The organism is Streptomyces sp. NPDC001717 (genome assembly GCF_042892775.1).
GTDB lineage: Bacteria > Actinomycetota > Actinomycetes > Streptomycetales > Streptomycetaceae > Streptomyces.
In genome coordinates this window covers 457,613-469,697 of record NZ_JBIAUK010000002.1, presented here as the reverse complement: position 1 = coordinate 469,697, position 12,085 = coordinate 457,613, and the positions used below count along the sequence as shown (strand labels likewise).

Sequence of the window (12,085 nt, the reverse complement as noted above, 5' to 3'; positions counted from 1 at the left end):
CAGACTACGCGCAGGCGGTGGGGTCGGCCGTACTCAGGGGGGCCGCCGGGGCAGTGAGCGGGTTCGAGCCTTGCCCCGCGCCACCCGGCCCCGCCCCGCGCCACCCGGCCCCGCCCCGCGCCACCCGGCCGCGGTCCGTGCCGGTCGGCGTCCGCGTCCGGTCAGGCTCGGGCCGCTCGGGGCGGGCGTTCCCTCGGCCGGGTGGGTGAAGTGCGGGCACGGACGGGTCCGTCGTTCGGGTGGAATGACGGAGGCTGCCGTGAAGACCGCCGTCCCGTGGCGGCGGAGCCGCGGCCGTTCACGGACCGTGCCGGCCGGCGCGTCTCGGTGTCGTACGACACCCTCGTACGCAGCGAGGCGGGCTCCGCCGGGCCCCGCCGGGAGCGTGCCGTGGGCAAGACTTCCTCGCGTGCGCGGAGAACGACGTGAGTCCGGGGCGGCCGGGGTGACCAGCACGGCCGGGGTGTTCGTGGGGCGTGGCCGTGAGCTGGCCGCCCTGAGCGCCGCGCTGGCGGACAGCCGTGTGGTCACGGTGGTCGGACCCGGCGGAGTGGGCAAGAGCCGCTCCGCCCGCCGGCTGCTGGAACGGGCCGACCCCGGCCGCGCGGTCGTGTGGGCGGAGCTGTCGGGGCTACCGGACGCGTCCGGGTTGGTCGACGCCGTCGCGGCCGCGTGCGGTCTCGCCGACCACACCGCACGCGAGCCGACGGAGGCCCTGTGCGCCTGGCTGGCCCACCGCAGCCCGCTCCTCGTCCTCGACTCCTGTGAGCACCTGGTGCCCGAGGTACGGGCCCTGACCGCCGACCTGCTGACCGCCTCGCCGGGGCTCTCCGTCCTCGCCACGAGCCGCGAGCCCCTCGGCGTTCCCGGTGAACACGTCCTCGAACTGCCGCCGCTCAGGCCCGAGGAAGCCCTGGAGCTGTTCCTCGGCCGTGCCGCGGTGGCCGCGTCGGGACTGCCGCGGAACCGGCCGCCCGCACTCCTCGAGGCGGCGCGGGACATCTGCCGGCACCTCCAGGGCATCCCCCTGACGCTGGAACTCGCCGCCGCGCAGTTGACCCGCCACACCCCCCAGGACCTGGCGGCCCGTCTGCGCCGGCACATCGACCCGCTCACCTCGGACACCCTCCGCGATCCCCGGCGGCACCAGAGCCTGCGCACCACGATCGGCTGGAGCCACGAACTGTGCGAGCCGGCCGAGCGGCTCCTGTGGGCGCGGCTGTCGGTCTTCGCCGGGCCGTTCGACGAGGCCGACGCGCGCGCGGTCTGTTCCGACGAAGCGCTGCCGGCGGCAGGGGTCGCGGCAGCACTGGACGGACTCGTGGCCAAGTCGGTCGTGCAGAAGGCAGGCCGGGAGCACACCCTGCTCGACACCGTCCGGGAGTACGGAGGCACGTGGCTCCACCGGCTCGGGCAGCACGACGTCGTCCGCCGACGCCATGCCGCCCACTTCCACCGCCTGGCCCGCCAGGCCGATCAGGGATGGCTCTCACCCGACCAGGGCAGCTGGTACCAGCGGCTCCGGGCCCGCCACCGGGACCTCTGCGCCGCCCTGGACTTCCTGCTCCGTACGGAGCCCGGCCAGGCCCTGGACATGGCCGCACGGGTGGCGTTCTTCTGGGGCTGCTGCGGGCGCCTGCACGAAGCGCAGAGCTACCTCCAGCGCGCCCTGAACAGCCCCAGGCCGCACGACACCGACCTCGCACGGCCCCGTTGGGCGCTGGGCGTGGTCCTGCTCCTGCGCGGCGAACACGACCACGCCCACCGGATCGCCCTCGCCTGCCAGGCCGCCGCCATGGGTTCCGGGGACGGACGAGAGGACCTGGACGGGCGACTGGACGCCGCGTACCTGCTCGGAATCAGCCACCTCATGGCCGGCCGGCCGCTCGCCGCGCGCATCGTCACCGACAACGCCCTCGACGGTCTGCCGGGCACGCCCTTCGACTCCGCCGCCACGCTGCGCTGCCACCTCGCCCGGACCTTCGCCCTCACCGCGACGGGGCTCCGCCACGAGGCCCGCGCCGCGGCCGAGGAACTGCGCGAGGGCTGCGCCGCACTCGGAGAGCACTGGACCCGTTCCTACGCCGACTACCAGCTCTCCCTCATCTCCCTGATCGAGGACCGGCCCGCCTCCGCCGCCCGGCACGCCCGGGCCATGCTCGCCGCCAAACACCGCCTCGGCGACAGCTTCGGCACCGCCCTGGGCCTGGACCTCCTCGCCGCCGCCCACGCCGCCGACGGTGACCCCGTACGGGCGGCCCGTACCTCCGGGGCGTGCCAGACGCTCTGGCAATCCGTCGGCCATCCCCAGCGCGGTACACCGGAACTGGCGCCCCTGCGGGCCGAATGCGAGCGCCGCGCCCGGGCCCGGCTCGGCGACGACGCGTACGAGGCCGCCTACCAGGAGGGCATGCGCGACGGCTGGGCCTGACCACCGACCCCGAGGCGCCCCAACGGCACGCCGTGGGCGGGCTGTTCGTCGCCGTGGCCTTCGGGGGAGCAGGGGGTATCGCTGTTCCGGGGCGTTGCTTCAGCGGGCTGCGGGGGTGGGTCTACCGCGAGCGCTCCCAGACGGTCCGCGTCAGCTCGTATTCGACCTCACCGTGTTCGGAGCCCTCGATCGCCTCCGGCCAGTCCCCGGTGAAGTGCCGCAGGAACGACAGGCCGCACTTCTCCATCACGCGGCGCGAACCGGTGTTGACGGCCATCGTGTTCGCCGTGACCCGCTCGACCCCCAGCTCGCTGAACCCCTTGTCGATCAGCGCCCGCGAGCCTTCGGTGGCGTACCCGCGCCCCCACGCAGCCCGGTTCAGCCGGTAGCCGAGCTCGACCACGGCGGGGCTGTCCTCCTCCAGCGGCCGGAGCTCGAACCAGCCGAGGAAGATGCCCGTGGCCGCCTCGTGGGCGGCCCAGTAGCCCTGTGCGCCCCAGCAGTCGTAGACGTGCAGGAGGCGCGGCAGGGTCCGCGTGTGGATCACCTCCGGGCTGGTGGGGCGGCCGCCGGTGATGAAGCGCATGACCTCGGGGTCGCCGTCCAGGGCGATCAGGTGGTCGGCGTCGTCGATCCGGAAGGCGCGCAGTTCGAGCCGGTCGGTCTTCAAGAAGTGGGTCATACGGAGATGTTCGGCACCCGAGGCCCGGCCCTGCCACCTGATTTTGCTGCGTGCGGATGCATGCCGCCGCACGCCCGACCGGTCGGGCCGGCTCAACTCGTCCGGTGCCGGCCCGAAGCCAAAGTGGTGGCGAGCCGCGCGACCGGATCGCCCGCGAAGTGATGGACGGACCTACCGGTCGGCCAGGTCGAGATTCCGTCGTCCGTCCACCGCGGCACCACATGGAAGTGCAGGTGGGGCACTGACTGCTCCGACCCCGGACCGCTGGCGCTGAGTACGTTCACGCCCGAGGCGTTCAAGCCGGTACGCGAAGCCTCGGCCACGCGCTGGACGAGTGCCGTCACCTCTGCGAGGACCGCGGGCGGGGTGTCGAAGACGCCGGCGTAATGGCGCGTCGGAACGACCAGGGTGTGACCCGGCGCCAGTGGGTCCAGCGGCGCAAAGGCACAGGCCACCCGGCCACGCGCCACCCAGCTCGCGGTGTCCTCACGGATGAGCTCGCAGAAGACGCATTCCATACGACGAACCCTGTCAGAAGCGGTGTCAGCGGTCCGACGTACGGTGACGTGCGGCACGGACCCAACTCTAGAGCACGGCCTGCGCCGTGAGCCGCTGCGCGGCCCGGATCGCGTCTGCCGGGACCTCGAAGACGATGAAGCGCCCGTCGTGTTCATTGCCCTGCTCGCCGACGGCTGTGAATCCGAAGCCCGCGATGGTGGCCAGGGAGGCGGTGTTGTCGGGGCTGATCCTGGCCCGCACGGTCCTGACTTCGGGTTCGGCGGCGGCTCGGTCGAGGAGGGCAGCCAGCATGGCGCGTGCGTAGCCCTGGCGGCGGTACCCGGGCACGACGGTGAAGCCGACCTCGACCATGCCGGCCTCGTCGGGCGGTCCGTGGAACCCGGCGTCGCCGACGACGACCTCGTCCGGTTCGGACACGGCGGCGCGCGTGATCCAGGGGGCTGCGGACGGGTCCTTGGCAAGCTGGTCGGCGCGATGGCCGAAGATCCAGCGGGCCCGGTCGCCGACGAAGTGTTCGTCAAGGGCGACCCCGGCCTCGGCGCTGCCGCCGGCGAGGTCACCGTCGGCGAGTGCCCGCAGGGCCTTCTCGCCGAGCTCGACGAAACGGATGTGTTGGGGGATGGAGAGGGGTTCGCTGTTCATCGTGGAGATGCTCGCCCGGCAGTCGGACGGCTGTCCACCGCTTTACGGCCGGCCCGTGCGAACGAGTCACGGGTCGCGCGTGCTCGCGCTCGTCCGGAGAGTGCCTGACGGAGCGCGTGTCAGGCGAGGCCCGCTTCGATGGCGCGGCGGACGGCGTCCGACCGGTCTCGGATTCCCGCCTTGGCGAACAGGTTGTTGATGTGGGTCTTGACCGTGGCCTCGCTGATGAACAGCTTCTCGGCGATGCCCCGGTTGGGCAGCCCGAGCCCGATGAGCGCGAGCACCTCGCGTTCCCGGGGCGTGAGGTCGGCGGGCAGGTCCCGCCCCGGTGGAGCGGGCGAGTGGGACTTGGTCCCTGCCGTCGCCCGAGCCGTGGCGAGCAGGCGGTCCTGGACCGCGCGGTCGAGTACGGACTGACCGGCCGCCGCGGCCCGGATCGCGCGGGTGATGTCGCGGCGTCCGGCGTTCTTCGTCAGATATCCGCGGGCTCCGGCGCCCAGCGCGCCCAGGATCGAGTCGTCGTCGGCGAAGGTGGTCAGGACGACCACCGCCACCTCCGGGTACCGCTCGGCCAGTTGACGGGTGGCCTCGATCCCGTCCATCACGGGCATGCGCAGGTCCATCAGCACCACGTCCACCGGCCCGGCGGCGACCGCCTCCAGCACCTCGTGGCCGTTCGCGGCGGCTGCCACGACGTCGATGTCCTCCGCCAGGGCGAGAACCGCCGCGAGCGGCTCGCGGACCGCCGCCTGGTCGTCCGCGACGACCACCCTCAACTGCTGCTGTCGCTCTGCGGGTTCACTCATGTCGGGATCACTGCCTCCACTCGCCAGCCATTGCGGTGCCGTCCTTCGGTGACCGGACCCGCGGTGACCGTTCCGCCCAGCAGGGCGACCCGTTCGCGCATGCCGATCAGTCCCATCCCGCTGCCCGCGCCCGCGTTCACCTCACGAGTGGCGGGGCCGTTGCGGACGCTCAACGTGATCGAGGCCGCGGAGTACGTCAACTCCACCTCCACTGCCCCGCCGGGAGCGTACCGAGCCGCGTTGGTGAGGGCCTCCTGCGCGATCCGCAGCAGGTTCTGGGTCGCCCGGGCCGGCACTTCGCGCACGGTCCCGGTGACGGTGAGGGCATCGCGGTGGCCCGAGGACTCCAGCATCGCGGAAAGGCTCTCCAGCAGGGGCAGCGCGTCCTCGCGGAGCGCGTGCACGGTCCACTGCGCCTGCCTCAGGCTCTCCTGGACCAGCCCGTGGGCCTTGTCATGGGCCTCGCGGACCTTCTCCAGGTCGCCGGTGTCGATCAGCGCGTCCGCCAGTTCCAGCTGCATGTTGATCCCGGCGAGCGAGTGCGCCAGGACGTCGTGCACGTCCCGGGCGATCCGGCTTCGTTCGGTCAGCACGGCGGTACGGGCCTCGGCCCGGGCGGCGCGTTCGGCCGACTCCGCCGCCTCGATGGCCGCCCGTACGGCCCGGTGCTGGGTGCGGTTGACGATGCCGATCAGGACCGGGAGGCCGGTCAGGAGCCCGAACGCCCACGGCAGCGCCTCGTGCCCCGGGCCGAGGCGGAAGTAGAGGACCGCGCCGCACAGGAGACTGCACGTTCCGGCGAGCACGAGGGCCGGCTTGGTCTCCAGCCGGTATCCGATGTGACCGGAGAGGAAGAAGGCGAAGAGGTAGGCCGTTCCGCTGCTGCTGACACCGATCAGGGCGGCTGCCGCGACGACGCCGAGCCCGAGCCAGATCAGCGCGAGGCGCGGGGAGACCTTGTGCTCGGGCAGGCGCCTGGCCAGCAGCGCGGCGGAGTTGACCACGAAGAGGACGGCCACGGCCAACCCCCGGTCGTCGAAGCCCATGGGCCGGATCGTCAGGGCGCCCACGACGACGACCGCGAGGCTCGCCACCCAGTGCATCCGTGCGTCCTGCCCGGGAAGGGGGCGCGGTTCCGCCCCCCGGCCGGTGTCCGTGCTGGGGGGCGGGGCGCTCTGGTCTGCGGGCACGGGCCGAACATACTGCACGGTCAGGCCGTACGGTCGAGGACGGCCACGGGGCGGGGAGCCTTGACCGCCCGGCTGCGTACGTAGATGGTCGCCACCCGCGTCACGACCTCGGTCAGCGCCATCAGCACGAAGGCCGCGACCCACGCCTGCTGGCCGGTGATGTGGTGCGCGAGGCTGAACCGGGCGACGTCGTCGGCGCCGCCGCCGTGCTCGACCCACACCTGGAAGCCCATCCGCGCTCCCATGCCCACGACCCACAGGACCGCCGACACCGCACCCGCCTTGATCAGGAGGTGCCCGTCCAGGGCGCGGATCCGGGTGTAGATGCCGCCACTGATGCCGAGTGCGGCGCCGACGGCCATCAGCGCGGCGATCAGGACCAGGTCGTTGCCGTCGGTGGGGACAGTGTCCAGGTACGAATGCGCCACGAAGGCCACGATGATCAGCGGCAGGAGGAAGGTCTTGCGGTCGAGACGGCCTTCCCGCAGTTGCCGGAAGACGACCAGGATGAGGGCTGCGTCTGTGATCCACTCGGTTGCTGTCATGCCCTACAGACTGCTGCGACGCAGCTCGCGGCACCTGGACCCACGGGTGGAACCGGGGGTGGAGATCGCCGGCCGGACGGGGCGTCCAGCGCTGAGCGTGCGCCCCGTTCATTCGTCGAATGCCGAAATGATCGGGCATTCTGGAGTCATGGACCACAGACGTGCTCTCGAACAGGCGGATTCCCCGGCCCCAGCCCCGGACCCAGCCTCAGCTCCGGCCCCGGCTGCGCGGCTCGCCGCTCTCGCCGCCGCCCTGGCCGACGAGACCCGGGCCGCGATCTGCATGACCTTGCTGGAGGGGCGCGCCTGGACTGCGGGCGAGCTGGCCCGGATCACGGGTGTCGCCCCCTCCACCGTCAGCGGGCACCTGGCCAGGCTCCTGGACGCGGGGATCTGCGTGACGGAGAAGCAAGGGCGGCACAGCTACGTGCGCATCGCCGACGCCGCCACGGCCCGGCTGGTGGACGAACTGGCCTCCTATGCCGTCCCGGGGCGGGACGCGGCACACGCGGTGCCGGTGGTCGCCGCGCCCGACCCGCTGGCGCGGGCCCGCACCTGCTACGACCACTTCGCGGGTCGGCTCGGAATGGCGGTGACGGACGCGATGGAGGGCCGGGGCCTGCTGCGCACCGAGGGCGTGTTCGAGATGACCGAGGCCGGCATCGACTGGTGCGCCCGCGCGGGCGTCGACGTGACGGGCGCGGGTCGCAGGCCGCCGGCGAGCTCCTGTCTGGACTGGACCGAGCGCCGCCGGCACCTGGGCGGCCTGGTCGGAGCACGGCTCTGCGCGCGGGCCCTGTCCGAGGCGTGGGTGGTGCGCCCGGAGGGGGGCGGGCGGGGCTTGCTGGTCACAGGGGCGGGGGAGGAGGCCTTCGGCGAACTGCTGGGACTCACGCCGCAGGCGTGGAGCTAGTGCCGTGACCGGAAACGTTCACCAGGTCGGCAAACCTTTCCGGTCACAGCACCGGCGAGCGCTCCGAAGGCCTCGGCACCCCGCGGGAAGGCTGCCCGAAATAGTTCGGCGGTCACCGAAGTGTTGGGTGTAGGGTCGGCAGACATGAAGACCGACCCGCGCGCCCGCACGCGCGCCCTTCCGCCCGGCCTCCTCACGGCCATCGCCGTCTGCTGCACGGTGTTCGCCTGGGCGTCCGCCTTCGTCTCCATCCGCAGCGCCGGAGCCGCCTACTCGCCCGGGGCCCTCGCCCTCGGCAGGCTGCTCGCCGCCTCGCTGGTCCTCGTCGCGATCCTCCTCGTGCGCCGCGAAGGACTGCCGCCGCGCGGGGCCCGCCGGGGCATCCTGCTGTCCGGACTCGTCTGGTTCGCCGGCTACACGGTCGCGCTGAACTGGGGTGAACGCCTCGTCGACGCGGGGACCGCGTCCCTGCTCGTCAACACCGGTCCGATCCTGATGGCCCTCCTCGCCGCGCGCCTGCTCGGCGAGGCCCTGCCGCCGCGGCTGCTGACGGGCATGGCGGTCTCCTTCATCGGCGCCGTGGTCGTCGGCCTGTCCATGTCGTCGGGAGGCAACGGCTCGACCCCGCTGCTCGGGGTGGTGCTGTGCCTGATCGCGGCGGCGGCGTACGCGACGGGCGTCGTCGCGCAGAAGCCCGCGCTCTCCTTCGCGACGCCGCTCCAGGTCACCGCCTACAGCTGCCTCACCGGGACCGTGGCCTGCCTGCCGTTCGCCGGGCAACTCGTGGCCGAGGTCCCGAAGGCCCCGCTGTCCGCGACGCTGAACATGGTCTACCTGGGCGTGGTCCCCACCGCCCTCGCCTTCACCACCTGGACCTACGCCCTCGCGCGGATGCCGGCCGGGAAGCTCGGCGCGACGACGTACGCCGTGCCGGCCATCGTCGTCCTGCTCAGCTGGATACTCCTGGGCGAGGCGCCGGTCTGGCTCAGCCTGCTGGGCGGTCTCCTGTGCCTCGCCGGGGTGGCCGTCTCCCGCTACCGCCCGCGCACCCGGCAGGAATCCGAGGCCCGAACGGAGGAGCCCGCTCCCGAAGCCGCGGCCACACGGGGGCGCTAGCCCAGTGCACCCCCGGCCTCCGCGGAGACGAACTACCGGCCGGCGGTCGGGTCGGGCAGCGGCCTGCCCTCGCACGAGGCGTCCTCGGCCGGCATCCGGCCGTCGACGAGGAAGCCCTCGACGTACGCGTCCACGCAGGGGTTGTGCGACTGGTAGACGCCGTGGTCGCCGCCGCCGACGGTGATCAGCCGGGATCCGGCCGTCTCCCGGTGGGCCCGCAGCGCGCCCTCGTAGTAAGTGGCAGGGTCGTGGAGCGAGTTGAGCATCATGATCGGCGGCAGCCCGCGCCCGGTGACCTGCACGCGGGGCGCCTGGGAGCGCGGCCAGGCGGCGCAGACCGAGGCGAACGTCAGCTCACGGGCTCCCGCCATCGGGTACGCGGCGCTGTCGGCCGCGCTCCGACGGACCCAGTAGGCGCTGTCGTGCCTCCACGGGGTGTCCTGGCAGATGACGGAGAAGAAGTCCGCCGCGAACGGCGCCCCCAGCGGGTGCTTCAGCTTCTCGGCCAGGGCCTTGCGGGCGGCCGGCGGAGCCGCGTCCGGGTGCTCCAGGACATCGAGCAGCATCGCCAGGTCGGGGAAGCGGTCGCCGCTGTAGATGAGGGAGGTCGCGGCGGCGTCGAGGTGGTTGGGAGTGACCGTCGTCCCCTCCAGGTCCAGCGGGTGATCACCCAACGCGCTCCGCAGCCGCTCGTACGAGGCCTTGGCCTCCTCGGCGGTCCGACCCCGGTGGTACGTCGCGTCGTTCGCGGCGAGCCAGGGCAGGAAGTCCTGTTCGAACCGGCGCTGGAAGCTCATCGGCTGGCCCGTCAGGAACGCCTGCCAACTGCCCGTGAAGCCGATGTTGCTGTCGAGCACCACCCGGTCGACCCGGCGCGGGAACTCGGTCGCGTAGTAGGCGCCGAGGAAGGTGGCGTACGAGGGGCCGTAGTAGGACACCTTCGACTCGCCGAGCAGCGCCCGGAACAGGTCCATGTCGTGCACGGCCTGGTCGGTGGTGATGTACGGGAGCAGGTCGCCCGACCGCCGCTCGCAGTCCCGTACGAAGTTCCGCGCCCGGTCCACGGTGGCGTCCACGGCCCGCGGAGAGCGGTCGCGCAGGTCACCGCTGGTGAACAGGGCGTCCACCGTGTCCTGGTCGGAGCAGACCACCTGGGTGCCGGCCCCCACCCCGCGCTGGTCGAAGCCGACGACGTCGTACGCGGCCGCCAGCTTGGGCGAATACGCCGCCAGCCCCGCCGGCCGGCCCAGCCCCGAGGCCCCCGGCCCGCCGGCCGCCATCATCAACACGCCCCGCCGCGCGGCGGGGTCCGCGGCCCGGTGCCGGGAGACCGCGACGGTCAGGTCCGCCCCCGTGCCCGGGTGGTACCAGTCGCGCGGCACCGTCATGGAGGCGCACTCCAGCGCGCCGGACCGGCACGGCTGCCAGTCGAGGCGCTGCTGCGCGTACCGCGCGGGCACGGCCGGCGCGCCGCCCTTCGCCCCGGCGGCGCTCGCCGGTGACGCGGGCAGGGCGGCGAGCGCGAGCAGCCCGCACACGGCGGCCGTGGCCCACCGCGCGGGCTTCTTGAAGTGGTGCATGTGGGTGGTTCCCCCCGGTCGGAGCGTTTCGGTACACCCCGATCCTCTGAAACCTCGGCCCACCGGACGATCCCCCCAGTGCCCGTATTCGGGGTGGTGCCTGCACCACCCCCTGCCTGACGAACTCGTGCGCCTGCGGGCGGGCGCCGTCCTCGCGACCTGGACCACCGCGTCGTCACGCGGTGGCGCACGGCGCGGACCTGTCGCGCCGCGGGCCCGACCGCGTCGAGCCCGGGGTGTCAATCCGTGGGCCGATGCCCTCGCGAGCAATACATCGGTGGGCCGATGCCGCGCGGGAGGGCCACGTGACAACTTTCCCCCGTGTCCACGGACTCACTGTCGGGGCGCAGCCGGCGATCCGTCACCACAGGAGGACACATGACCACCACGCCTTCCATCAGCCGGATCGGCATGACGCGCCGCAGCATGCTGGGGGCCGCGCTGGCCGCCGGTACCGCCTTGCCGCCGGCCGCCGTTGCCGGCCCCGCTTGGGCGGACCCGGCCGAGGCCGACCCCGTCGCGACGCGACTCACGTTGCCCGTGCCGACCGGGCCGTACCCGGTGGGCACGGTCCAGCTGCATCTCGTCGACCGGTCGCGTCCGGACGACCTCGCGGGCCCCGGGCACTTCCGCGAGCTGATGGCCACCGTCTGGTACCCCGCCCGGGACGTCGCGCGGTACCCGGTGGCGCCCTGGATGCCGGCCGGCGCATGGCAGGCGTTCCTCGCCGACGTGGGGTTCGGCGCTCTGGCCTCCCTGGGCCCGTTCACCGCCGGCCACGTGGGCGCTCCGGTGCTGCGGTCGGGCCGACGGCTGCCCGTCGTCGTGTTCTCGCACGGCGCGCGCAGCCACCAGGGCGACCACACCGGCGTGGTCCAAGAGCTCGCGAGCCACGGATACGCGGTCGTGACGGTGGCTCACCAGTACGACACGTACACCGAGTTCCCCGACGGCCGGATCGCCGTCCCGGTGCGCGACCGGCAGACGCCGACGCTGCCGGGAGACTTCGCCGCTGACCTGCGCTTCGTCCTCGACTGCGTCGAGCAGATCGCTGCCGGGTGCAACCCTGACATCGACCACAGGGAACTGCCGGCCGGCCTGCTCGGCTCCCTCGACCCACGGTGCATGGGAGCGTTCGGCTGGTCGAAGGGCGGGACGGCCACCGCAAGCGCCATGCTCGCGGACGAGCGCATCCTGGCCGGGCTCAGCCTCGACGGCCCGATGCAGATGAACCCGCCGCTGTCCGGGGACTTGTACCGGCCGTTCATGATGATGTCCGCGAAGTTCACCCGGGCCACGGACCCGGAGGCCGCCGCATTCTGGTCGCACCTGCGGGGCCGGCGGCTGAACATTCAGGCGGAGGGCGCCGTCCACATCTCGTACGGCGACAACGAGGCGCTGTTCCCACAGGTGGCGAAGCTGCTCGGATGGAGCGCGCAGCAGCTCCAGGACGTGATCGGCACCCTCGATCCCGACCAGGCGGTGAAGATCCAGCAGGCGTACCCGCTCGCGTTCTTCGACGAGTACCTGCGCCACCGTCGGGGCCATCTGCTCGACGGGCCGTCCCCGGCCTTCCCGGCAGTCACGTTCCTCTGATGTCGAACCGGGCGGGGCGCCGCCCAACTCTGGCTCTCGGTCCGCTACGAGGCGCCCGTCCTCGT

General features: G+C 73.1%; 11 protein-coding genes. 4 read left to right on the top strand and 7 right to left on the bottom strand.

Annotated features, from left to right (window positions below; all coding sequences use genetic code 11):
- The first annotated feature begins 409 nt into the window (after positions 1 to 409).
- A complete protein-coding gene (locus ACFYZL_RS06620) occupies positions 410 to 2,431 on the top strand; it encodes an ATP-binding protein (RefSeq protein ID WP_384745742.1) in 2,022 nt (673 codons plus the stop codon).
- Between the two features lie 121 nt (positions 2,432 to 2,552).
- Here ACFYZL_RS06620 and ACFYZL_RS06615 read toward each other — a convergent pair whose 3' ends face one another.
- The 6 genes from ACFYZL_RS06615 to ACFYZL_RS06590 all read right to left on the bottom strand — a co-directional run bounded on the left by ACFYZL_RS06615 (position 2,553) and on the right by ACFYZL_RS06590 (position 6,815).
- On the bottom strand, positions 2,553 to 3,113 hold the full coding sequence (locus tag ACFYZL_RS06615) for a GNAT family N-acetyltransferase (protein ID WP_384745744.1): 561 nt from the start codon (positions 3,111 to 3,113) through the stop codon (positions 2,553 to 2,555).
- A 92-nt stretch (positions 3,114 to 3,205) separates the two neighbouring features.
- The gene (locus ACFYZL_RS06610; protein ID WP_388676649.1) at positions 3,206 to 3,688 is read right to left on the bottom strand and encodes an HIT family protein; all 483 of its coding nucleotides are present in this window, start codon (positions 3,686 to 3,688) and stop codon (positions 3,206 to 3,208) included.
- Positions 3,689 to 3,698: 10 nt separating this feature from the next.
- Entirely contained in the window at positions 3,699 to 4,274 is a 576-nt protein-coding gene (locus ACFYZL_RS06605; RefSeq protein WP_388676646.1) for a GNAT family N-acetyltransferase, read from the bottom strand.
- Between the two features lie 119 nt (positions 4,275 to 4,393).
- Complete coding sequence (locus ACFYZL_RS06600) at positions 4,394 to 5,080, bottom strand: response regulator (protein WP_384745750.1); 687 nt, start codon at positions 5,078 to 5,080, stop codon at positions 4,394 to 4,396.
- Positions 5,077 to 6,288, bottom strand: coding sequence for a sensor histidine kinase (locus tag ACFYZL_RS06595; RefSeq protein WP_388676643.1), 1,212 nt, complete (start codon positions 6,286 to 6,288; stop codon positions 5,077 to 5,079). Before ACFYZL_RS06595 ends, ACFYZL_RS06600 begins: the two co-directional genes overlap by 4 nt.
- A 2-nt stretch (positions 6,289 to 6,290) precedes the next feature.
- Entirely contained in the window at positions 6,291 to 6,815 is a 525-nt protein-coding gene (locus ACFYZL_RS06590; RefSeq protein ID WP_384745753.1) for a hypothetical protein, read from the bottom strand.
- A 148-nt stretch (positions 6,816 to 6,963) separates the two neighbouring features.
- Between ACFYZL_RS06590 and ACFYZL_RS06585 the strand changes: the two genes are divergently transcribed.
- Together ACFYZL_RS06585 and ACFYZL_RS06580 are read left to right on the top strand one after the other, a co-directional pair.
- The gene (locus ACFYZL_RS06585) at positions 6,964 to 7,728 is read left to right on the top strand and encodes an ArsR/SmtB family transcription factor (protein WP_388676640.1); all 765 of its coding nucleotides are present in this window, start codon (positions 6,964 to 6,966) and stop codon (positions 7,726 to 7,728) included.
- A 144-nt stretch (positions 7,729 to 7,872) separates the two neighbouring features.
- Positions 7,873 to 8,844 carry a DMT family transporter gene (locus ACFYZL_RS06580; RefSeq protein WP_388676637.1) on the top strand — a complete coding sequence of 324 codons (972 nt, stop codon included), beginning with the start codon at positions 7,873 to 7,875 and terminating at the stop codon, positions 8,842 to 8,844.
- 32 nt (positions 8,845 to 8,876) lie between these two features.
- On the opposite strand, the gene ACFYZL_RS06575 is transcribed toward ACFYZL_RS06580, so the two are convergent.
- Positions 8,877 to 10,424 (bottom strand): alpha/beta hydrolase, encoded by a 1,548-nt coding sequence (locus tag ACFYZL_RS06575; RefSeq protein ID WP_388676634.1) that lies wholly within the window; start codon positions 10,422 to 10,424, stop codon positions 8,877 to 8,879.
- Between the two features lie 378 nt (positions 10,425 to 10,802).
- Here ACFYZL_RS06575 and ACFYZL_RS06570 point away from each other — a divergent pair, with 378 nt between their 5' ends.
- Entirely contained in the window at positions 10,803 to 12,020 is a 1,218-nt protein-coding gene (locus tag ACFYZL_RS06570; protein WP_388676631.1) for an alpha/beta hydrolase family protein, read from the top strand.
- Positions 12,021 to 12,085 lie beyond the last annotated feature (65 nt).

Excerpts from the sequence above, each read along its gene's own strand:
- ACFYZL_RS06615 (WP_384745744.1), bottom strand. The coding sequence starts at position 3,113 with ATGACCCACTTCTTGAAGACCGACCGGCTCGAACTGCGCGCCTTCCGG.
- ACFYZL_RS06605 (WP_388676646.1), bottom strand. The coding sequence starts at position 4,274 with ATGAACAGCGAACCCCTCTCCATCCCCCAACACATCCGTTTCGTCGAG.
- ACFYZL_RS06600 (WP_384745750.1), bottom strand. The coding sequence starts at position 5,080 with ATGAGTGAACCCGCAGAGCGACAGCAGCAGTTGAGGGTGGTCGTCGCG.
- ACFYZL_RS06590 (WP_384745753.1), bottom strand. The coding sequence starts at position 6,815 with ATGACAGCAACCGAGTGGATCACAGACGCAGCCCTCATCCTGGTCGTC.
- ACFYZL_RS06585 (WP_388676640.1), top strand. The coding sequence starts at position 6,964 with ATGGACCACAGACGTGCTCTCGAACAGGCGGATTCCCCGGCCCCAGCC.
- ACFYZL_RS06580 (WP_388676637.1), top strand. The coding sequence starts at position 7,873 with ATGAAGACCGACCCGCGCGCCCGCACGCGCGCCCTTCCGCCCGGCCTC.
- ACFYZL_RS06575 (WP_388676634.1), bottom strand. The coding sequence starts at position 10,424 with ATGCACCACTTCAAGAAGCCCGCGCGGTGGGCCACGGCCGCCGTGTGC.
- ACFYZL_RS06570 (WP_388676631.1), top strand. The coding sequence starts at position 10,803 with ATGACCACCACGCCTTCCATCAGCCGGATCGGCATGACGCGCCGCAGC.